At 60.2% G+C, this 19,884-nt stretch carries 19 protein-coding genes; 11 read left to right on the plus strand and 8 right to left on the minus strand.

Annotated features, from left to right (window positions below; all coding sequences use genetic code 11):
- Positions 1 to 13 precede the first annotated feature (13 nt).
- Positions 14 to 1,198 (minus strand): 4-hydroxybenzoate 3-monooxygenase, encoded by a 1,185-nt coding sequence (locus AXG89_RS21815; protein ID WP_062172380.1) that lies wholly within the window; start codon positions 1,196 to 1,198, stop codon positions 14 to 16.
- 177 nt (positions 1,199 to 1,375) lie between these two features.
- On the opposite strand from AXG89_RS21815, the gene AXG89_RS21820 reads away from it, so the two are divergent.
- Positions 1,376 to 2,242 carry a glucose 1-dehydrogenase gene (locus AXG89_RS21820; protein ID WP_062172381.1) on the plus strand — a complete coding sequence of 289 codons (867 nt, stop codon included), beginning with the start codon at positions 1,376 to 1,378 and terminating at the stop codon, positions 2,240 to 2,242.
- A 69-nt stretch (positions 2,243 to 2,311) separates the two neighbouring features.
- Positions 2,312 to 2,839: a GNAT family N-acetyltransferase gene (locus AXG89_RS21825; RefSeq protein ID WP_062172382.1), complete on the plus strand. Its 528-nt coding sequence runs from the start codon at positions 2,312 to 2,314 to the stop codon at positions 2,837 to 2,839.
- On the opposite strand, the gene AXG89_RS21830 is transcribed toward AXG89_RS21825, so the two are convergent.
- A complete protein-coding gene (locus AXG89_RS21830) occupies positions 2,836 to 3,879 on the minus strand; it encodes an aldo/keto reductase (RefSeq protein WP_062172383.1) in 1,044 nt (347 codons plus the stop codon). The genes AXG89_RS21825 and AXG89_RS21830 overlap by 4 nt on opposite strands.
- A 432-nt stretch (positions 3,880 to 4,311) precedes the next feature.
- On the opposite strand from AXG89_RS21830, the gene AXG89_RS21840 reads away from it, so the two are divergent.
- Positions 4,312 to 5,328 carry an AraC family transcriptional regulator gene (locus AXG89_RS21840; RefSeq protein ID WP_062172384.1) on the plus strand — a complete coding sequence of 339 codons (1,017 nt, stop codon included), beginning with the start codon at positions 4,312 to 4,314 and terminating at the stop codon, positions 5,326 to 5,328.
- A 64-nt stretch (positions 5,329 to 5,392) separates the two neighbouring features.
- Here AXG89_RS21840 and AXG89_RS21845 read toward each other — a convergent pair whose 3' ends face one another.
- Together AXG89_RS21845 and AXG89_RS21855 are read right to left on the minus strand one after the other, a co-directional pair.
- Positions 5,393 to 5,629 (minus strand): hypothetical protein, encoded by a 237-nt coding sequence (locus AXG89_RS21845; RefSeq protein WP_062172385.1) that lies wholly within the window; start codon positions 5,627 to 5,629, stop codon positions 5,393 to 5,395.
- A gap of 309 nt (positions 5,630 to 5,938) precedes the next feature.
- Entirely contained in the window at positions 5,939 to 6,370 is a 432-nt protein-coding gene (locus tag AXG89_RS21855; protein ID WP_062002656.1) for a BspC domain-containing protein, read from the minus strand.
- Between AXG89_RS21855 and AXG89_RS42255 the strand changes: the two genes are divergently transcribed.
- Complete coding sequence (locus AXG89_RS42255) at positions 6,369 to 6,515, plus strand: hypothetical protein (RefSeq protein WP_162916100.1); 147 nt, start codon at positions 6,369 to 6,371, stop codon at positions 6,513 to 6,515. The two genes, AXG89_RS21855 and AXG89_RS42255, sit on opposite strands and share 2 nt — an antisense overlap.
- Before the next feature lies 1 nt (position 6,516).
- Here AXG89_RS42255 and AXG89_RS21860 read toward each other — a convergent pair whose 3' ends face one another.
- Positions 6,517 to 8,034, minus strand: a complete 1,518-nt coding sequence (locus tag AXG89_RS21860) for a flavin-containing monooxygenase (RefSeq protein WP_062172386.1) — start codon at positions 8,032 to 8,034, stop codon at positions 6,517 to 6,519.
- A 172-nt stretch (positions 8,035 to 8,206) separates the two neighbouring features.
- On the opposite strand from AXG89_RS21860, the gene AXG89_RS21865 reads away from it, so the two are divergent.
- Together AXG89_RS21865 and AXG89_RS21870 are read left to right on the plus strand one after the other, a co-directional pair.
- A complete protein-coding gene (locus AXG89_RS21865; RefSeq protein WP_062172387.1) occupies positions 8,207 to 9,625 on the plus strand; it encodes an MFS transporter in 1,419 nt (472 codons plus the stop codon).
- Positions 9,626 to 9,760: 135 nt separating this feature from the next.
- Positions 9,761 to 10,654 (plus strand): ferritin-like domain-containing protein, encoded by an 894-nt coding sequence (locus AXG89_RS21870; RefSeq protein WP_062172388.1) that lies wholly within the window; start codon positions 9,761 to 9,763, stop codon positions 10,652 to 10,654.
- A 60-nt stretch (positions 10,655 to 10,714) separates the two neighbouring features.
- Here the strand turns inward: AXG89_RS21870 and AXG89_RS21875 are convergent, their stop codons facing one another.
- Positions 10,715 to 11,437, minus strand: coding sequence for a TetR/AcrR family transcriptional regulator (locus tag AXG89_RS21875; RefSeq protein ID WP_062172389.1), 723 nt, complete (start codon positions 11,435 to 11,437; stop codon positions 10,715 to 10,717).
- A 162-nt stretch (positions 11,438 to 11,599) separates the two neighbouring features.
- Between AXG89_RS21875 and AXG89_RS21880 the strand changes: the two genes are divergently transcribed.
- From AXG89_RS21880 to AXG89_RS21890, 3 genes are read left to right on the plus strand one after another with little or no spacing between them, the layout of a single operon-like run.
- Positions 11,600 to 12,781 (plus strand): isovaleryl-CoA dehydrogenase, encoded by a 1,182-nt coding sequence (locus tag AXG89_RS21880; RefSeq protein WP_062172390.1) that lies wholly within the window; start codon positions 11,600 to 11,602, stop codon positions 12,779 to 12,781.
- Between the two features lie 14 nt (positions 12,782 to 12,795).
- The gene (locus AXG89_RS21885; RefSeq protein WP_062172391.1) at positions 12,796 to 14,403 is read left to right on the plus strand and encodes a carboxyl transferase domain-containing protein; all 1,608 of its coding nucleotides are present in this window, start codon (positions 12,796 to 12,798) and stop codon (positions 14,401 to 14,403) included.
- 22 nt (positions 14,404 to 14,425) lie between these two features.
- Positions 14,426 to 16,447, plus strand: a complete 2,022-nt coding sequence (locus AXG89_RS21890) for an acetyl/propionyl/methylcrotonyl-CoA carboxylase subunit alpha (protein ID WP_062172392.1) — start codon at positions 14,426 to 14,428, stop codon at positions 16,445 to 16,447.
- 30 nt (positions 16,448 to 16,477) lie between these two features.
- On the opposite strand, the gene AXG89_RS21895 is transcribed toward AXG89_RS21890, so the two are convergent.
- Complete coding sequence (locus AXG89_RS21895) at positions 16,478 to 16,993, minus strand: OmpA family protein (RefSeq protein WP_069638405.1); 516 nt, start codon at positions 16,991 to 16,993, stop codon at positions 16,478 to 16,480.
- A 65-nt stretch (positions 16,994 to 17,058) separates the two neighbouring features.
- Between AXG89_RS21895 and AXG89_RS42260 the strand changes: the two genes are divergently transcribed.
- Together AXG89_RS42260 and AXG89_RS21900 are read left to right on the plus strand one after the other, a co-directional pair.
- The gene (locus AXG89_RS42260) at positions 17,059 to 17,271 is read left to right on the plus strand and encodes a hypothetical protein (RefSeq protein WP_162916101.1); all 213 of its coding nucleotides are present in this window, start codon (positions 17,059 to 17,061) and stop codon (positions 17,269 to 17,271) included.
- Complete coding sequence (locus AXG89_RS21900) at positions 17,268 to 18,341, plus strand: AI-2E family transporter (protein WP_062003641.1); 1,074 nt, start codon at positions 17,268 to 17,270, stop codon at positions 18,339 to 18,341. Before AXG89_RS42260 ends, AXG89_RS21900 begins: the two co-directional genes overlap by 4 nt.
- Before the next feature lie 76 nt (positions 18,342 to 18,417).
- Here the strand turns inward: AXG89_RS21900 and AXG89_RS21905 are convergent, their stop codons facing one another.
- Positions 18,418 to 19,866: a bifunctional 2-methylcitrate dehydratase/aconitate hydratase gene (locus AXG89_RS21905; protein WP_062002665.1), complete on the minus strand. Its 1,449-nt coding sequence runs from the start codon at positions 19,864 to 19,866 to the stop codon at positions 18,418 to 18,420.
- Positions 19,867 to 19,884 lie beyond the last annotated feature (18 nt).

A 19,884-nucleotide genomic window follows, 5' to 3' on the forward strand; every position in this document is an offset into this window, starting at 1 on the left:
CAAAGTACAGCGCTTAAACCGCGACGCTGCCGACGTAGTTTTCGGCCAGCGCCGTGGCGGCGGCGCGCGATGTCGTCACGTGTTCCAGTTCGGCCACTTGCAGGCGCTGCTCGAACGGCGAGGTGTCGTCGAGCTTGTGCAGCATCCGGGTCATCCACCACGAGAAATGCTCCGCGCGCCAGATGCGTTTCAACGCGGTTTCCGTGTAACGATCCAGTTGCTCGCTCGTGCCTTCTTCGTAGAAGGCACGCAACGCGGCGGTCAGCACGCGGACATCGGAAACGGCGAGATTCATGCCTTTTGCGCCCGTCGGCGGGACGATGTGCGCAGCGTCTCCGGCCAGGAAGAGCTTGCCCGATTGCATTGGTGTGGAGACGAAGCTGCGCATGCCGACAATATTCTTCTGGAAGATCCTGCCCTCCGTAATTTGCCAGCCGTCATGCGTATCCACACGGGCGTGAAGCTCTGCCCAGATGCGGTCGTCCGACCAGGCATCGGCTGAATCCTTGGGATCGCACTGGAAATACATGCGCTGCACGCTCGGCGAACGCGTGCTGATCAGCGCAAAGCCACGGTCGTGACGCGCGTAAATCAGTTCGTTCGACGAGGGCGGCGCTTCCACCAGGATTCCGAACCAGCCGAACGGATAGATGCGCTGGTAATCGTGCCGCTGCGCTTGTGGCATCGAGCCACGCGCAACGCCCTGAGACCCGTCGCAACCCACGATGAAGTCACACTCGAGCTCGTGTGCATCGCCTTCGTGTGAGTATTTGATGCGAGGCCGGCTTGTGCCTGCCGCTGATTCAAAATCATGCAATGACACGTCTGAAACCCCGAATTTCAACACGCCGTCCGCTGCCACGCGTGCGCCGACCAGGTCCTTGATCACTTCGTGCTGGGCATAGACGGTGATTGAATGCCCGGTGAGTTCGGTCAGCGCAATGCGGCGGCGCTGCCCTTCGAATGCGAGTTCAAAGCCGTGATGCACCGCGCCTTCGGCTCGCATTCGCGCGCCGAGTCCGGCTTCGTTGAGCAGGTCCATCGTGCCTTGTTCGAGTACGCCGGCGCGAATGGTGGATTCAATGTCACTGCGGTTGCGCGCTTCGAGGACGACCGATTCGATACCGCGCAGATGCAGCAGATGAGAAAGCAGCAGGCCGGCAGGACCCGCTCCGACGATTCCGACTTGTGTACGCATGATTGTCTCCGTTATGCGTTGTTTTGATTGTGGAGAGAGTCTGCGGATGTGCACCATATCGCGCAACGCGATAGCGCAGATAGACAATATTCCGATAGTCGATAAAGGTCATGGGCGTAGCTGGGTCCGGTGCTTGCTGAGATTGAACATCTTTCATCCCTATCTGGAGCAACGCAAATGGCCCTGATCTCGTACCCGAAACCGCCGTTCCCCGAACAACCGCAAAACCGGCAGCCTGGCCACACACAGCCGATGGACCCGCAGCCCGATCACGGTGAAAAGAGCTACAAGGGCGCGGGCAAGCTCGCGGGCAAGATTGCGTTGATTACCGGTGCCGACAGTGGCATTGGCCGGGCGGTGGCGATTGCGTTTGCGCGCGAAGGCGCAGACATTGCAATCTCCTACCTCGACGAAGACGAGGACGCGAAAGAGACCGCGCGATGGGTCGAGGAAGCCGGGCGCAAGTCGCTGCTGCTACCCGGCGACATCACTGATTACGCGCATTGCCGCGCGCTCGTGGCGAAAACGGTCGAGACCTTCGGGCGTGTCGATGTCCTCGTGAACAACGCCGCCTACCAGATGACCTACGATAGCCTGGAGGAGATCAGCGACGAAGAATGGGACAAGACGTTCTCGACGAACATCGGCGCGATGTTCCGGATCACCAAGGCTGCCGTGCCGCATATGCAGCCCGGTAGTTCGATCGTGAACACGACATCGGTGAACGCGGACGCTCCGAATCCCGGCCTGATCGCGTACGCGACGACCAAGGGTGCGATCCAGAACTTCACGGGCGGCCTTGCGCAGTTGCTGGCCGAGAAAGGCATTCGTGCGAACGGCGTGGCGCCAGGGCCGATCTGGACGCCACTGATTCCATCGACGATGGACCCCGAAAAGGTCAAGAACTTCGGCTCGCAAGTGCCGATGAAGCGCCCTGGCCAACCAGCCGAACTGGCGGCGGCGTATGTGCTGCTGGCATCGGATGAAGGGAGCTATATTTCCGGTGCGACGATCGCCGTGACGGGCGGCAAGCCGATTATTTGAGGTGCGTCTTCAAAGCTCGAGGCGTGCATGCGACACTGCGCGTTCGCACATTCCTCGAGCCGGACGCCCATGTCATTCACGATCCGTCGTCTTACCTCCGCCGATGCCGCCGCGTACCGCGAACTCAGGCTGGAAGGCCTCGAGCAACATCCTGATGGCTTCGGCTCCGCGTACGAAGACGAGAAGGACAAACCGCTTTCGTGGTTCGGGCAACGGCTGACGGATGCAGCCGTGTTCGGCGGGTTTTTACAACGTGACGATGCGAACACGGAGAGTCTGGACGGTACCGCCGGCCTGATCGTGCCGCATGGGGCGAAGGTCAGGCACAAGGGCACGCTCTATGGCATGTACGTGCGCCCGGTGGCGCGCGGAACGGGTCTCGCCGCGGCCGTGGTTCAGGCCGTGCTGGACCATGCTCGCAGCGTGGTCGAGGAGATTCACTTGACCGTTTCGCCTGACAACGAGGCGGCGTTGCGGCTTTATCGGAAGGCGGGATTCGTGGAATACGCGCGTGAACCGCGCGCATTGAAAGTCGACGGCAAGTATCACGACTCGGTGCTCATGACCTTGCCGTTCGACCCTTCCCGGAAGGATTAACCGTTGGATTCCTTCAACTGGTTCAACCGGTACTCGCCCGTACGTGCCAGCATCCAGCCCGGATATTCGCTTGCGAGTTGGCTGACTTCATCGAGCGCGGCGAGTTCGTCGTCATTCAACTTGACGTTGGTCGCGGCGATGTTGTCATCGAGTTGCTCGATCCGCTTCGCTCCCACGATCACCGTGGTCACCACTTCCTGGTGCAGCAGCCACGCGAGCGCAATTTGCGCGATCGTCACGCCCTTGGCTTCGGCCATTTTCGCCATGGCGTCGATGCAATCGTGCGCACGCTCCATGTTCACCGGCGGGAACTGGAAGTTGGTGCGGCGCCCTTGCTCGCTGGAACTGCCGTCGCGCTTGTATTTGCCGCTCAGCAGGCCGCCCGCAAGCGGACTCCAGACCATCAGCCCGACGTTTTCGCTCTTCAGCATAGGCACGATTTCGCGCTCGAGGTCGCGCCCGGCGATCGTGTAATAAGCCTGCAGGGATTCGAAGCGTGCAAGCCCGAGCCGCTCCGAAATCCCCAGCGCCTTCGCAATCTGCCAGGCCGCCCAGTTGGATACGCCGACATACCGCACGTGACCATGCTGCACGAGCGTGTCGAGCGCGCGCAGCGCTTCTTCCATGGGCGTGGCGGGATCGAAACCATGCAACTGGTACAAATCGATATGATCCAGTTGCAGGCGCTTTAGGCTCGCCTTCACGCCATCGATGATATGAAAGCGCGACGCGCCGCGCGAATTGACGCCCTTCGTGCCGGTTTCGCCGTGGATCTTGGTCGCGACCACGACGTTCTCGCGTGGCACTTTCAGGTTTTTCAGCGCCTGCCCCGTCATGATTTCGGAGGTGCCGTCGGCGTAGACATCGGCGGTATCGAGGAAGTTGATACCCGCGTCCAGCGCCCGGCCGATGAGTTTGTCCGCGTCCGCCTGCTGCAGCCCGCCGATGTTCGTCCAGATGCCGCCTTCGCCGAAGGTCATCGTGCCGAGGCAGAGTTCTGAGACGAACAAGCCGGTATTGCCAAATTTTTTGTTGCGCATGCTGGGTTCCTTAGAATTCGTCCTTGGATGGTGCGGCCGGCGCGCACTGCCACACCGCCGCACTGGGATTACGAATGCGCAATGCGTGGACCGCGTGCGCGGCTTGCGCACCGAACGCCCGTTCGGCGCGGCGATGGCTGGCCGCGACAATCCAGTATCTGCCTGCGATATGCCGAAAGGCTAGCCTGATCCTGTCGGATCATTGCCCGATTCTGCAAACGCCACGTGCGGCGCTGGGCGAAAACGCCCGCGCGCGAGTAAGCTGAGTGCAATTCACCGGCAGCACTTCAAACGCCTCACGTATCCGCAAACAGGCGAATTGCATGCAAACTGCATGCATCATTGAAGTCCGGCTGACGGTTATCCTTCTTCACCCCCGGCGCCGTTGTTGCCCGTTTTGCCGCGCAGACGCCAACTCACTGAATGCGAATCATGGCCCTGAATGAGACGGCGGATTCCGCCATCGATCCAAGACAACATGCCGACCATCCGGATCAGTCGGCACAACGCGGACCGGTCAACGGTCACGATACCGCGCCGCTCGACCCCGGCCTGGATCACGCGCGCCTCGACCTCGTCGCCTTGCTCGAACGGCTTACCGCCGACCACGAGGGCTCACACGAGACCGCGGTCAAGGGTTTGCACGTGCATCGGATCGTGCATTGCGGCGGTCCGAGCCACGGCATGCAGACGCCGGCGCTCGGCCTGATCGCGCAGGGGTCCAAGCGGATCATGGTCGGCGACGAACTCTATGTTTATGACCCGATGCATTACCTGGTTTCATCGGTGGATTTGCCGGTGATGGGGCAGGTGACGGGCGCAACCGAAGACAAGCCTTATCTTGGACTTCGGCTGGACATGGACGTGGAAGAAATCACCGCGCTGATACGCGACGAAAGCCTGCCGCCGCCCACTCACGCCGACGCCACCCGCGGCCTTTACGTGAACCGCCTCGGCACGCCCATGCTCGATGCCGTGCTGCGGCTCTTGCGCCTGATGGACACGCCTGAGGACATCCCCATCCTCGCGCCCATGATCAAGCGCGAAATCCTCTACAGGCTCCTGATGAACGGCTCGGGAGCGCGCCTGCGCCAGATTGCGTTGCAGGACAGTCAGACGCAGCGCATCGCGAAGGCCATCATGATGCTGCGCCAGAACTTCGACCAGCCGCTGCGTGTGGAATCGATCGCGCGTGACGTGCACATGAGCGTGTCGTCGCTGCATCATCATTTCAAGGCGGTGACGGCCATGAGCCCGCTGCAATACCAGAAGCAGTTGCGGCTGCAGGAAGCGCGCCGGCTGATGCTGATCGACATGACGGATGCAGCCACGGCGGCGCATCGCGTGGGTTATGAAAGCGCGTCGCAATTCAGCCGTGAGTACAGCCGTTTGTTCGGCGCGCCGCCTCTGCGCGATACCCGCAGATGGCGCGATTCGACCGGCGCATGAGCCATACGCGCACCAATAAAAAAGCCAGGGGACTTCCCCTGGCTTTTTTACTCGACCCGCGCAATCAATAGTACCGATGCGGCGGCGCATAGTGATGCGGCGCGTGACGGCGTTCCCATTCACGACGTTCCCAGTACCGGTGGCCATCGTAGTAACGGTCGCCGTGCCAGCCGCGGCTGTCGACATGCACGTAGCCGGGGCGGAAATGCTCATCGGCGGATGCCGCGTTCGATACACCAATACTCGTCACGGCAGCAGCAGCGAGCGATGCAAGCAACAAGCCTTTCTTGAGTTTCAACATGATGGTTTCCTTCGCGTTTTGTCAGTTATGAATGCCGTCGATGCGCGGGTCGTCAGTGCTAGTAGCGGCCGTAGTAGTCGTGATGGTGATATCCGCCACCATCCGGAACTACGATGCAACCGCCCAAGGAACTGCCGAGGACCACTGCAAGTGCGGCAAGAATCGCTAATCGTTTCATCGGTTTCTCCAAGTGAATCCCGTGAAATCAATTTAGCAATTAGATAAATGACAAGCCGTGTGCCTTTGTAAGGAAACGTATGCTTGGAAATATTCAGGAAAGGACGCAAAAGGGCGCAGGCGCCCGCGCTGTTACCGAACGATCTGCGGCTTTACATTTGGCGTGAGCGAAACACCAACCACGCGGCCGTCTTTCACGCCGCAACGGCTATCGAGCCGAGTCCACTGCGAATGGCCGCGCGTTTTTGCAAAGGCGCGCATGATGATCACTTCATCGACCGGAACAGGATTGCCCGCGCTGAAGACGGTGGTGTCGTCGTCGATCCTTGCGTTCAACACGCGCCGGTCCGGCACTATAAAGGTGTCGTATTTCGGCGTAAGCGCGACCCAGTTGTCGAAAGCGGCGACGCAGCGGATCACGGGCTGGGGAACGTGCATGCGCGTGAGATACGCGTAGTCTTCCTTCGATGGGTCCGGCGCTTCCTGCGCGTGAACAAGAGAGAAAAAGGAGGCGGTAGCTAACAATCCGATTACAGCGGCGGGGGACGAGCGGAGCTTTCTCATGCTGGCGATTCTCAGTATCCTCGATACGCGCATCCATGAAGGACGCGGCCTTGTTGGTCCGATCTCCGCGCCCGTGGCGAACGCGAAGGGCAAAAGACATTTCGCCGAAGTATACGCGCGGCTTCGGCGCGTTACAAAAACGTGACCTATACATTGGTACGTGAAATCGCCGGCTGCATGATGTATTCGTCTGGTTTGAACGCGCTCGACGCCTTCCGGAATTTCCAGCTGAAGCCTGGCCATAACGCGGTATTCCTGCCTGAAGCCGGATCGATATACCAGCTTTTGCAGCCGCCTTTTGCCCAGATCGCGCGGTTCAATTGCTGCTGGATACGGACGTTGTACTCGGCTTCGACTTCCGGCTTTACATCGATGCTCGCCACGCCGCGATCGCGCATATAAGTGAGCGCTTCCATGACGTAGGTGACTTGCGATTCGATCATGTAGACCATCGAGTTATGCGCGAGGCCTGAGTTTGGACCGACGAGCATGAAAAAGTTCGGATAGTCCGGCAGCGTCGTGCCGAGGTAAGCGTGGGCGCCGTCGCGCCAGGTATCGGTGATGCGAACGCCGCCGCGACCGATTATCACGCCGCGCGTGAAGGGCTTCGAGACCTGGAAGCCGGTGCCGAAGATGATGCAGTCGGCGGGGTGGCGGACGTTATCGGCGGTGACAACTGCGTTGGGTTCCACGCGCACGATGGGCTGCGTCACCACCGACACATTGCTGCGCGATACCGCCGGGTAATAGTCGTTCGAGATCAGGATCCGCTTGCAGCCGATGGTGTAATCCGGTGTGAGCGCAAGTCTCAGCTCAGGATCGGCGACCTGTTTGTGCAGATGCCTGAGAGCGACCTTCTGGATCACTTTCATGAGGGCCGGATGCACGACGAACCCCAAAACACGCGCTTCGAGCATCCAGTAAAGCGTCGCGCGCAGCAGCCATTGCGCGAACGGAACGTGCTTCAGGATCCATCGTTCGAGCTTGCCCGGTTTGCGGTCGTTCTTCGGCATGATCCACGGCGGCGTGCGCTGAAACACGTCGAGATGCGCCACGCGCCCCGCGATTTCGGGCACAAACTGGATCGCACTCGCGCCCGTGCCGATCACAGCAATCCGTTTGCCTTCCAGCGGCATCTCGTGATCCCAATGCTGCGAATGGAAACACGGTCCTTCGAATGTATCGATGCCCGGGATTGCCGGAACGGATGCCCGCGACAACCCGCCCATCCCCGCAATCAGCACGCGCGCCGACACTTTCCTGCCCGTTGAAAATCGCAGGGTCCAGCGTTGCGTGGGTTCATCGAAGGTGGCGCGTTGCAGCGTTTCGTTGAAACGCAAATGCGCTCCAATACCGAACCGCGCCGCGCAATCCTCAAGGTACGCGCGGATCTCGGCTTGCGGCGCGTATAGCCGCGTCCAGCCCGGATGCGGCGCGAACGAGAACGAATAGACGTGGGCCTGCACGTCGCAGGCGCAGCCAGGGTAATGGTTGTCACGCCATGTGCCGCCAAGCGACGCCGCCTGCTCGGCCACGAAAAAATCGTTCATGCCGGCCTGTTTCAGCCGGATCGCCATGCAAAGACCGGCAAAGCCCGAGCCTATGACCGCTATGTCGATGCGTTCGGGTTCATTCGCGGCGGGCGAGGAGGCGTCTTGATGCACGGTTTCGGCAGTGAGCGTGACGGGCGGGGACAGACTATCTCAAATTTTGGCACCAAACGGGAGGCAGGCCACAGCCCTGGAATCTTCATTATCTGCAACAAACTGGCACGTTGACCGTTAAAATGCGCGCCGGCGCCAAAACAAAGCGGCCACGCCACGGAGACATGAATCGATGACCACCCGCCAGGAAAACGAAGTCCCTCAGACCACAGCTGGCTCTTTATCGGCGGGGTCGATTTCTGCGCGGCTCGACCGTTTGCCTGCAACCCGTTCCATGTGGACGCTCGTCGTGTTGCTGAGCCTCGGTTTCTTCTTCGAACTCTACGACCTGCTGTACTCGGGCTACGTCGCACCCGGGCTGGTGAACAGCGGAATCCTGACATCGACGACAGTCGGGTTGTTTGGCTTCACGGGCGTGGCGAGTTTTATCGCGTCGCTGTTTCTCGGGCTTTTCATTGGCACGATCGCTTGCGGGTTTCTCGCCGATCGCTTCGGGCGGCGCGCGATCTTCACTTACTCCCTGCTCTGGTACACGGCCGCGAACGTGATCATGGCTTTCCAGGACACCGCGGGCGGCCTCAACTTCTGGCGCTTCATGGCGGGCCTGGGGATCGGCGTCGAACTGGTGACCATCGGCACCTACATTTCGGAACTCGTGCCGAAGCACATTCGTGGACGCGCTTTTGCGTGCGAACAGGCGATCGGCTTCATGGCCGTACCGGTGGTCGCGTTCCTGTCCTACGCGCTGGTCCCGAACAAACCCTTCGGCTTCGATGGCTGGCGCTGGGTCGTATTGATCGGCGCACACGGCGCGCTGTTCGTATGGTTCATCCGCCGCGCGTTGCCCGAGAGTCCGCGCTGGCTGGCGCAAAAAGGCCGGCTGACGGAAGCCGACGCCATCATGACCGCCCTGGAAGCCAGGGTCGAAAAGGAATACGGCCGGCCGTTGCCTGTGCCCGCCGCGCCCGAACCCGTCAGCACGCGCGGTGCGTTCAGCGACATGTGGGTCGCGCCCTACGGCAAACGCGCGACCATGATGATCATCTTCAACGTGTTTCAGACAGTCGGTTTCTACGGCTTCGCCAACTGGGTCCCGACGCTTCTGATCCGGCAGGGCATCACCATCACGACCAGCCTCATGTACTCGACGATCATCGCGATCGCCGCGCCGGTCGGGCCGATCATCGGCTTGTTCATCGCCGATAAATTCGAGCGCAAGAGCGTGATCGTTGCGATGGCCGGCATGATCGTGGTGTGCGGACTGGTCTTCAGCCAGGTCTCGGGCGCGGCGCTCCTGGTTGCAATGGGCGTGGGACTCACGCTTGCCAGCAACATCATGTCCTACAGTTTCCATGCGTATCAGAGCGAGCTGTTCCCGACGAGCATCCGGGCGCGCGCCGTTGGATTCGTCTATTCGTGGAGCCGTTTTTCGGCCATTTTCACGTCGTTTTTCATCGCGGGCGTGCTGAAGGCGGCGGGAACGACGGGCGTGTTCGTGTTTATCGCCGGGGCGATGATCGTGGTCATGCTCGCGATCGGCTTCATGGGCCCAAAGACGCGCGATATGGCGCTTGAACAGATCTCGAGATGATGATTTTTAAAGCGATATTGTCGGCATAGGACGCTATACGGTTGGCGTTCAGGCGGCAGACGCCGCCCTGCATGACGGCAAGATGACGCGTGTTATGCCAAAATCTGCATGACGCGATTAACTCTCCGTTATGCCATGTCCGACACGCTCACGCCTGCCGAAGCCGACCACGCAATGCGCCACTGGTCGTATGGTTCCATCGGCAAGATTCAGCTTGGTTCCCCGCAGCACAAACGCATGTTCTGCGAAATGCTGCTCACCACGCACAACCCCTACAAGCCTGCAGTGATCGACTGGCCGTTACTCGCGCCGGCCGCGCTCAAGCGCATCACCTCGTTGCCTATCTGGGACATCGCGGTCCAGACGGAAGGGCGCGCGTCGATTCGTGTAGCGACATTTGCTCACACCATCAAGGACCCGTTGCTGCGCGAAGCCGTCACCATGAATGGCGGCGAGGAAGCGCGCCACAAGATCGTGTTGTCGAGGCTCGTGCAGGCGTACGGCATCGACCTTGCGCCCGAACCGCCGTATCCAGCGCCCGACGATGCACTGCGCGCCTGGATGCTCACGGGGTACAGCGAATGCATCGATAGTTTTTTCGCGTTCGGTTTGTTCGAAGCCGCGAAGCAGACGGGCTATTTTCCCGAAGAACTGGTTGAAACGTTCGAGCCGGTGATTCAGGAAGAGGCGCGCCATATCCTGTTTTTCGCGAACTGGGTTGCGTGGTATCGGCGGAATCTGCCCTGGTACAAACGGCCGTGGTTTCTCATGAAGACCGCGAGCGTCTGGGTATCGCTGATTCGAGACCGGATATCGCTGGCCAAAGGGTTCGACACCGGTGGCGCCGCGCAGGACATGAATTTCCCGGCGAACGTCGGGGATTCGGTGGGCGGGGGGATTTCGGCGAAGGCGCTGATCGAGTTATGTCTGACCGAGAACGAGCGCCGGATGGGCGGCTACGATACGCGTCTGCTTCGTCCAACGACAGTGCCCTGGTTAGCCGGAATCGCTCGCCGGTTCATAAAGTAGTGAATCTAAACGCAACTAACGGTCTTTTCCGCCTGCGCCCATGGACCCGGCCGGTGCCCGCTATTTTGCGAGCCGCGACGCCTCGAACCGGCGCGACGCCTCTTCCACGTCCTGTCTGAACTGCGCAAGCGCAGTCAGGTTTGCAGCAGGTGGCTGCAGCGCGGTCCAGAGCACATCGACGAGTTCGGTTGCCGTCGTGTCGATCTGAGCCTGGCTCAGATGCCGCTTCGCGAGCGTCGCGTCCCACAGGACATGCTCCATTGGCCCGAAAACCAGCGACCGGAGCAAGCGTAGCGGCAGATCCGCGCGCACCTGGCCTATGCTCTGCCCGTGCGACAAAACGTTCATCAGCGGCGCGGTGTATCGGCGTTGCAAGTCCGTGAGCGTGTCGCTCAGGTCGTGATGTTTCGTGCGTCCCTCCGATAAAACCAGCGCACACAATCCCGTACCGTTCACCAGCATCAGTCGCAAATGCGTCTTCACGATGAACGCAAACTGCTGCCGCACGCTGCCATCGCGGGGAAGGCCGGATTCGAAGGCATCGATGATCTCGTCGTACCAATCCGCAATCACCCGCGCGCACAACTCCCGCTTGCCGCTGAAATAACTGAACACGGTCGCCTCCGAAATCCCGGCGCGCTGGGCGATTTCGGCGCTGGTGGCCGCGTCGTAGCCTTTTTCGGCGAAGACATCTCGGCCGGCCTGAAGAATGTCCCTCACGCGTTGCTGCGACTTGACGCCTGCAGGCGTGCGGCGATTTCCGGTGACGGACGATGAGGACATGGCTTTGAGGTTGGGTTCGACAAATGTGAGCGTAGCTCAAATCCCTATTGACGGAAAGTGGGGTTCGGCATGAAACTGCCGAATATCAAGCAAATCGGTGTGTGTGAGTATCACTCACTGCTCCGATACAGCCCCGCCGATACCCCGAAGGAGGAGACCCGCATGAACGACGTACCCGGTCTGAATTTCGCCCTGGGCGAAGACATCGACATGTTGCGCGATTCGCTCGCCAATTTCGCCGCAAAAGAGATTGCGCCGCGCGCCGCTGAAATCGATAAAACCGATCAGTTCCCCATGGACCTCTGGAAGAAATTCGGCGATCTGGGCGTGCTCGGCATGACCGTCTCGGAGGAGTACGGCGGCGCGAACATGGGTTACACCGCGCACATGGTCGCCATGGAGGAGATCTCGCGGGCGTCGGCGTCGGTGGGATTGTCGTATGGCGCGCATTCGAACTTGTGCGTGAACCAGATTCATCGCAACGGCACGGAAGCGCAGAAGCGCAAGTATTTGCCGGGGTTGATATCGGGCGAACACATCGGCGCGTTGGCAATGAGCGAGCCGAACGCCGGATCGGACGTGGTCAGCATGAAACTTCGCGCCGATGAAAAAGGCGATCATTACGTGCTCAACGGCACGAAGATGTGGATTACCAACGGTCCCGATTGCGACACGCTGGTCGTGTACGCGAAGACCGATATCGAGGCGGGTGCGAAGGGGATTACCGCGTTTATCGTCGAGAAGGGTATGAAGGGTTTTTCGGTCGCGCAGAAACTCGACAAGCTCGGCATGCGTGGTTCGCATACCGGCGAACTCGTGTTCGAGAACGTCGAAGTGCCGAAGGAGAATGTGCTCGGCCAGTTGAACGGCGGCGTGAAAGTGCTCATGAGCGGCCTTGATTACGAACGCGCGGTGTTGGCCGGCGGCCCGACGGGCATCATGGTCGCGTGCATGGACGCGGTCGTGCCGTACATCCACGATCGCAAACAGTTTGGCCAGGCGATCGGCGAGTTTCAATTGATTCAAGGCAAGGTCGCTGATCTCTACACGACGCTGCAAGCCTGCCGCGCGTATCTCTATGCAGTGGGCCGTCAGCTCGATACGCTCGGCGCGGGACACGGCCGCCAGGTGCGCAAGGACTGCGCGGGCGTGATCCTCTACACCGCGGAGAAAGCGACGTGGATGGCCGGCGAAGCCATCCAGATTCTCGGCGGCAATGGTTATATCAACGAATACCCGGTTGGCCGTTTGTGGCGCGACGCGAAGCTCTATGAAATCGGCGCGGGCACGAGCGAGATCCGCCGCATGTTGATCGGGCGCGAACTGTTCGCCGAAACGGCTTGAGGGCATAGACACTCATGCTGATCATCGAATCGAAACTGAATCCCCGTAGCGACGAATTTCGCGCGAACACGGCGGCGCTCGAAGCGCTGGTGGCGGATCTGAAAGAGAAGGTCGCGAAGATTGCTTTGGGCGGCGGGCAAGCCGCACGCGACAAACATCTGTCCCGCGGCAAGCTCTTGCCGCGGGATCGCATCGGGCAACTGCTCGATCCGGGCACGCCGTTTCTCGAATTCTCGCAGCTTGCCGCATTCGGCATGTATAACGACGACGCGCCCGGAGCGGGAGTGATCACGGGCATCGGCAGGATTGCAGGACAGGAATGCGTGATCGTCTGTAACGATGCGACCGTGAAGGGCGGGACTTACTATCCGGTGACGGTCAAGAAGCATCTTCGTGCGCAGGAGATCGCGGAAGAGAACCACTTGCCATGTGTGTATCTCGTGGATTCGGGCGGCGCGAACCTGCCGAACCAGGACGATGTCTTCCCCGATCGCGATCACTTCGGCCGCATCTTCTACAACCAGGCGAACATGTCGGCGAAAGGCATTTCGCAGATCGCCGTGGTGATGGGTTCGTGCACGGCAGGCGGCGCATATGTACCGGCAATGAGCGACGAATCGATCATCGTGAAGAACCAGGGCACGATTTTCCTGGGCGGTCCGCCGCTCGTGAAAGCCGCGACCGGCGAAGAAGTCAGCGCTGAAGATCTCGGCGGCGGCGACGTGCACACGCGCCTCTCGGGCGTGGTCGATCATCTTGCGCAAAACGATGCGCATGCATTGGGGATAGCGCGCAGCATTGTTGGCAACCTGAACCGTGTGAAGCCAACGCCCTTGGTGCTCAAGGAATCGCTGCCGCCGCGTCATGATCCGCACAGCATCTACGGCGTGATTCCGGCGGATACCCGCAAGCCGTTCGATATCCGCGAAGTGATCGCACGCATTGTCGATGACTCCGCCTTCGACGAATTCAAGGCGCGCTACGGCACAACGCTCGTTTGCGGATTCGCGCATGTCTGGGGACACCCGGTTGGCATCATCGCGAACAATGGCATCCTGTTTTCAGAATCGGCGTTGAAGGGCGCGCATTTCATCGAGCTGTGCTGCCAGCGGAAGATTCCGTTAGTGTTCCTGCAGAACATCACGGGGTTCATGGTCGGGCGCAAGTACGAGAACGAAGGCATCGCGCGTAACGGCGCGAAGATGGTGACCGCTGTTGCGACGGCGAAAGTGCCCAAGTTCACGGTGATCATCGGCGGATCGTTTGGCGCAGGAAACTACGGCATGTGCGGGCGTGCATATTCGCCCCGTTTCCTCTGGATGTGGCCGAACGCGCGCATCTCGGTGATGGGCGGCGAACAGGCGGCTTCAGTGCTGGCAACCGTGCGTCGCGATGGGATCGAAGGGAAAGGTGGTTCGTGGTCGAAGGAAGAAGAGGAAGCGTTCAAGTCGCCTATCCGCGAGCAATACGAGGTGCAGGGGCATCCGTATTACGCGAGCGCGCGGCTGTGGGACGACGGCGTGATCGACCCCGCGCAGACCCGCGACGTGCTTGGGCTGGGACTGGCGGCGTCAATGAATGCGCCTATCGAGGACACGCGTTTTGGCGTGTTCCGGATGTGATCACTTCTTCCCGGGCTTCGTCATGTTCAACAAAATACTGATTGCGAATCGCGGCGAGATTGCGTGCCGCGTGGCCGCGACTTGCAAACGCCTGGGCGTGGGCAGCGTGGCAGTTTATTCCGATGCCGATGCACAATCGAAGCACGTCGCCGTCTGCGATGAAGCGGTGCATGTGGGCGGCGCGGCGGCGTCTGAAAGTTATCTGCGGATCGACAAGATCATCGATGCTGCGCTGAAAACCGGCGCGCAAGCCGTGCATCCGGGATATGGTTTTCTATCGGAGAACCAAGAATTTGCGCGGGCTTGCGAGAAGGCGGGACTCGTGTTTATCGGGCCGCCGGTCGAAGCGATTTCCGCGATGGGATCGAAGGCGGCGGCCAAGGCGCTGATGCAATCAGCTTCGGTGCCGCTCGTGCCGGGTTATCACGGCGACAGTCAGGATGCGGCGCTGTTGCAGAAGGAAGCCGATGGCATCGGTTATCCGGTGCTGCTTAAAGCAAGCGCGGGTGGCGGCGGAAAAGGCATGCGCGTCGTCGAGCAGAGCGCGGACTTCGCGTCAGCGCTGTTGTCGTGCAAACGTGAAGCCTCAAGCAGCTTTGGCAATGATCGCGTGCTGATCGAAAAATACCTGCAGCGCCCGCGCCATGTGGAAGTGCAGGTGTTCGCCGACCAGCATGGCAATGCCGTGTATCTCTTCGATCGCGATTGCTCGGTGCAGCGCCGTCACCAGAAGGTGCTCGAAGAGGCGCCGGCTCCGGGCCTTTCAGCCGAAGTACGCAAGGCGATGGGCGAAGCCGCAGTCGCCGCCGCACGTGCCGTGAATTACGTCGGCGCGGGTACGGTCGAATTCATCATGACCGGCGACGGCCAGTTCTACTTCATGGAAATGAACACGCGGCTTCAGGTCGAACATCCCGTGACCGAAATGGTGACCGGTCTCGATCTCGTCGAGTGGCAACTGCGCGTGGCGAGCGGCGAACCGTTGCCGCTGTTGCAGGATCAACTCAAGGTGAGCGGCCACGCGATCGAGGCGCGCATTTATGCCGAAAATCCTTCGCGCGGATTTTTGCCATCGACTGGAACGCTGAAGCATTTACGCTTGCCCGAAGCGGTCGGGTTTCAGTTGAACGGCAACGTGCGCATTGATAGCGGCGTGCGCGAGGGCGATACCATCACGCCGTTCTATGACCCGATGATCGCCAAGCTGATCGTGCACGGTCACGATCGTGAAGATGCGTTGCTGCGCATGGCGCTTGCGTTGAAACAATGCGAGGTCGTGGGTCCATCGACGAATATCGAGTTCCTGCATCGGATCGTCGTAAGCGAACCGTTCGCGTCGGGCGACCTGGATACGGGCCTGATCGAGCGTCATCACGACACGTTGTTTGCGCCATCGACCGTATCCAAGACACACACGCTCGCGCTTGCTTGCGCTGCGCTACTTACGCGCGAAGGTGGAGAAGTGCGTGGCGCGTCGCCGTGGGACGCGTTGTCGCACTGGCGCATGAGCGGCGGTTACACGCAAGCGCTGAACTGGCGCCTCGCCGATTCCGACGATGAAATCGTGGCCGTCTTCACGCGCGGTTCAACATCGGGCCGGGCGGACAACAAGCAGCTCGAGCTGCCCGGCGAGACGCTTGCATTCGACTGGTCGCACGGCGATGAGCCGCATTCGTTCGTGGTGCTGATCGGAGACACACGGATCAAGGGGCGCGTCTTCGTAGACGGCGATGTGTTCCATGTGTTCTACGCGGGGGTATCGCTGGCGTTTGAATGGCAGAATCTGCTTGCCCACGCCGCTGATGCCGAACATGGCGAAGGCCGCCTGACCGCGCCGATGCCGGGCAAGGTGATCGCCGTGCTGGTGGAGGCCGGCGCCGTGGTGGAGAAGGGGGCGCCCTTGCTGGTGATGGAAGCCATGAAGATGGAGCACACGATCGTCGCGCCCGCGAGCGGCACCGTTGGCGAGATCCTGTTCGGTGTCGGCGATCAGGTCACCGATGGCGCGCAGCTCCTGATGATGGATGTGCAGGCCGTCAAATAAGCTTCACACAATGGCGCTCGACGGCGCGCGTCATTTCTTTTTGACGCGTCCCAGCAGCGTTTCTTCGGTTTCGGTCCTGACCAGGATCTCAACTCGCCGGTTCAGCGCACGCCCTTCGGGCGTGGCGTTGGACGCGATCGGCTCCGAAAATGCAATGCCGCGGGTCTTGATGCGCGCAGCGGGAACGCCGCGTGCGACAAGCGCATCGGCGACCGCGTTCGCGCGTGCCGTCGACAGGGTCTGGTTGTAGTCGAGCGGCCCCACGTTGTCGGTGTGTCCTTCGACCATGATGGGTCGTGTACTGCGCTTCAGCAGCACCGCTGCGCGGTCGAGTACGACGATGCCTTCGGGGCGCATCGATGCTTCATCGAAGTCGAACAGCGCCGATTCCTGAAGGCGCAGCTCAACGCCGCCGTGTGCGGGATGGACTACGATTCCGACCTTCTGGTTGATCGCTTCTTCCTTCGTCCGGTTCAGGCCCGACGCGCAACCGGCAAGCATTGCTGTTGTTGCACATGCGTTGACAATGGTTCGAATAGCTTTCACTGCAAATCTCTTGAACGGATGCCGGGGCGAGGGAACCGATTATAGGGAAACGGAAATTGGTGAGTGTGAAATTAGATCAAAAGATGCGATGGCAGATTGAAGCGCGGTTGCTGGGAAAAAGCACCTTGATTCTGGCCGCTTCCCGCTCGAATTACAATGCGTGGCTGGCATCACGCTTCATGCGGATTACAAACAGATTTGCGTCGCCGCCACGCGGCATGCGTTTTATAAACATTTTGAGCTTCAACTTTGGAAGCAATTACAAGGACGTTTCATGAATCCACGCGATCAGACTTCTGACGACGAAAAGGATCGCACACGGCGGTTGCAACGTACCGCTTCGGGGTTGCTCTACACGGTCCTCGTGGCAGTCGCTATCTGGATGATCCGCGACTTCATCCCCGCCGTCGTGTGGGCAGCGGTGATCGCCATTGCTTTGTGGCCATTGCTGACATGGCTGGAAAAGCGGCCATTGTTCCGGAACCGAAGCACCTGGCTTGCAATCGGCATGACGGTGGTGCTCGCGCTCGTGTTCGTGGTGCCGTTCATAGTGGTCGCGGCCCAGGCGGGCAGCGAGGCAAACGACCTGATCCGATGGGTTCAGGAATCGTTGCGAAGCGGGATCACCATGCCCGATCTGGTCAATCATCTGCCGATGGGATCGAAGCAGGTCGCCGCGTGGTGGCAGGAGAATCTTGCTACGCCTCTCGGTTCATCGCCGGCGGCCAAGCACTTTCACAGCGCAACCATTGTCGCGATGACGCGGCATTTCGGCGGGCGTGTTGCGCACGGGTTGATCGTGTTCAGCTTCATGCTCGTCACGTTGTTCTTCTTGTTCAAGGCGGGGTCGAAACTGGGTGAGCAACTGCTCGAAGGGTCGAGACGCGCGTTTGGATCGGATGGTGCGGCGCTTGCCCGGCGCATGGCGGATTCGGTTCGCAGCACGGTGACGGGTTTGGTCGTCGTGGGGCTCGGAGAAGGCGCGCTGCTGGGTGTGGCCTATGCCGTCACCGGTGTGCCACATGCGACGCTTCTCGGCATGCTGACCGCCGTTGCAGCCATGTTGCCGTTCTGCGCGCCGATTGTGTTTTTGGGCGCGGCTTTGTGGTTGCTGGCTCAAGGCGCAACGGTGGCTGCGATCTGCGTTGCGGTGTTTGGTTTCGTGGTCGTGTTCGTGGCCGAACATGCGGTGCGGCCGGTGCTGATCGGCGGCGCGGCGAGGTTGCCGTTCTTGCTCGTGCTCTTCGGCATTCTCGGCGGGGCGGAGACGTTTGGTCTGGTGGGATTGTTTATCGGGCCGGCGTTGATGACGATTCTGGTCGTGCTTTGGAATGACTGGGTGCATTGAGCCAGTAACGTCCGAGTCATGAAAAAAGGCGGTACCCACTTTCGTTGGACCGCCTTTTCCTTTGTCTGCGCCAGTATCAGATTACGTACAGATCAACATATTCATTGACCGGCATTGCCTCAAGCGTTGCCTGGTCCAGCGATGCCGCAATGATCGCCTCTTGCTGCTTCGCCGGAAAACGCCGTGCGAGGTTGGTCCTGAACTTCTCGACCAGGAGAGGAATGCCGTCTTCGCGGCGGCGCTTGTGTCCGATCGGGTATTCGACGACCAGCTCGTCGAAGGTGCTGCCGTCATTGAATTCGACGGTCAGCGCGTTGGCGATCGAACGCTTCTCGGGATCGAAATAATCCTTCGTGAATTGCGGGTCTTCCACGCATTCGATCTTCGCGCGCAAGGTATCGATACGCGGATCCTTTGCAATCGAATCTTCGTAATCCGATGCCGTCAGCCGGCCGTAGATCAGCGGTACGGCCACCATGTACTGGATGCAGTGATCGCGGTCGGCGGGGTTATCGAGCGGACCTTTTTTATCGATGATCCGAATCGCCGCTTCATGCGTGCGGATCGTGATCTTCCTGATGTCTTCGACTTTTTTGCCGGCTTCAGCGAGTTTCGTGTTTAACGTCATTGCCGCTTCCACCGCGGTCTGCGAGTGGAATTCGGCCGGGAACGAGATCTTGAAGAGCACGTTCTCCATCACGTAAGAACCGTATGGACGCTGGAACTTGAATTCGTTGCCCTTGAACAGGACATCGTAAAAGCCCCACGTCTTGGCGGTCAGAACCGAGGGGTACCCCATCTCGCCCGTCTTCGCGATCAACGCGAGACGCACGGCGCGGGAGGTCGCATCGCCGGCGGCCCATGATTTGCGCGAACCGGTATTCGGCGCATGACGATAGGTGCGCAGCGAATGGCCATCGACGAAAGCCAATGAGACTGCGTTGATCAGCTCATCGCGCGTCAAGCCGATCAATTGGCCGACCACCGCCGTCGATGCCAGCTTGACCAGCAACACGTGGTCGAGCCCGACCTTGTTGAACGAGTTTTCCAGCGCGATACAACCTTGAATTTCGTGCGCCTTGATCATGCCGATCAGGACGTCTTTCATCGTCAGAGGCTTCTTACCGGTGGCGACAGCGTTGCGCGAGAGCCAGTCGGCTGTGGCGAGAATGCCGCCGAGGTTATCCGACGGATGCCCCCACTCTGCTGCAAGCCATGTGTCGTTGAAGTCGAGCCAGCGGATCATCGCGCCGATATTGAACGCGGCCTGAACCGGGTCGAGCTGGAACGATGTACCCGGCACCTTGGCGCCGTTGGGGACGATCGTGCCAGGCACGATGGGTCCCATCAGCTTGGTGCAAGCGGGATAGGTGAGGGCTTCGAGTCCGCAACCGAGGGTATCGATCAGGCAATTGCGCGCGGTGTCGAGCGCAATTTCGCTGTCGATCTTGTAGTTGAGAACGTAGTCGACTATGTCGACCAGTACGCGATCCGGCTCGGGCCGGACGTTTGAAATGTGGCTCATATGCTTAGGATGTCTCCG

It is taken from the genome of Burkholderia sp. PAMC 26561, from assembly GCF_001557535.2.
Taxonomy (GTDB): Bacteria; Pseudomonadota; Gammaproteobacteria; order Burkholderiales; family Burkholderiaceae; genus Caballeronia.

Excerpts from the sequence above, each read along its gene's own strand:
- AXG89_RS21815 (WP_062172380.1), bottom strand. The coding sequence starts at position 1,198 with ATGCGTACACAAGTCGGAATCGTCGGAGCGGGTCCTGCCGGCCTGCTG.
- AXG89_RS21820 (WP_062172381.1), top strand. The coding sequence starts at position 1,376 with ATGGCCCTGATCTCGTACCCGAAACCGCCGTTCCCCGAACAACCGCAA.
- AXG89_RS21825 (WP_062172382.1), top strand. The coding sequence starts at position 2,312 with ATGTCATTCACGATCCGTCGTCTTACCTCCGCCGATGCCGCCGCGTAC.
- AXG89_RS21830 (WP_062172383.1), bottom strand. The coding sequence starts at position 3,879 with ATGCGCAACAAAAAATTTGGCAATACCGGCTTGTTCGTCTCAGAACTC.
- AXG89_RS21840 (WP_062172384.1), top strand. The coding sequence starts at position 4,312 with ATGGCCCTGAATGAGACGGCGGATTCCGCCATCGATCCAAGACAACAT.
- AXG89_RS21845 (WP_062172385.1), bottom strand. The coding sequence starts at position 5,629 with ATGTTGAAACTCAAGAAAGGCTTGTTGCTTGCATCGCTCGCTGCTGCT.
- AXG89_RS42255 (WP_162916100.1), top strand. The coding sequence starts at position 6,369 with ATGCTGGCGATTCTCAGTATCCTCGATACGCGCATCCATGAAGGACGC.
- AXG89_RS21855 (WP_062002656.1), bottom strand. The coding sequence starts at position 6,370 with ATGAGAAAGCTCCGCTCGTCCCCCGCCGCTGTAATCGGATTGTTAGCT.
- AXG89_RS21865 (WP_062172387.1), top strand. The coding sequence starts at position 8,207 with ATGACCACCCGCCAGGAAAACGAAGTCCCTCAGACCACAGCTGGCTCT.
- AXG89_RS21870 (WP_062172388.1), top strand. The coding sequence starts at position 9,761 with ATGTCCGACACGCTCACGCCTGCCGAAGCCGACCACGCAATGCGCCAC.
- AXG89_RS21875 (WP_062172389.1), bottom strand. The coding sequence starts at position 11,437 with ATGTCCTCATCGTCCGTCACCGGAAATCGCCGCACGCCTGCAGGCGTC.
- AXG89_RS21880 (WP_062172390.1), top strand. The coding sequence starts at position 11,600 with ATGAACGACGTACCCGGTCTGAATTTCGCCCTGGGCGAAGACATCGAC.
- AXG89_RS21885 (WP_062172391.1), top strand. The coding sequence starts at position 12,796 with ATGCTGATCATCGAATCGAAACTGAATCCCCGTAGCGACGAATTTCGC.
- AXG89_RS21890 (WP_062172392.1), top strand. The coding sequence starts at position 14,426 with ATGTTCAACAAAATACTGATTGCGAATCGCGGCGAGATTGCGTGCCGC.
- AXG89_RS21900 (WP_062003641.1), top strand. The coding sequence starts at position 17,268 with ATGAATCCACGCGATCAGACTTCTGACGACGAAAAGGATCGCACACGG.
- AXG89_RS21905 (WP_062002665.1), bottom strand. The coding sequence starts at position 19,866 with ATGAGCCACATTTCAAACGTCCGGCCCGAGCCGGATCGCGTACTGGTC.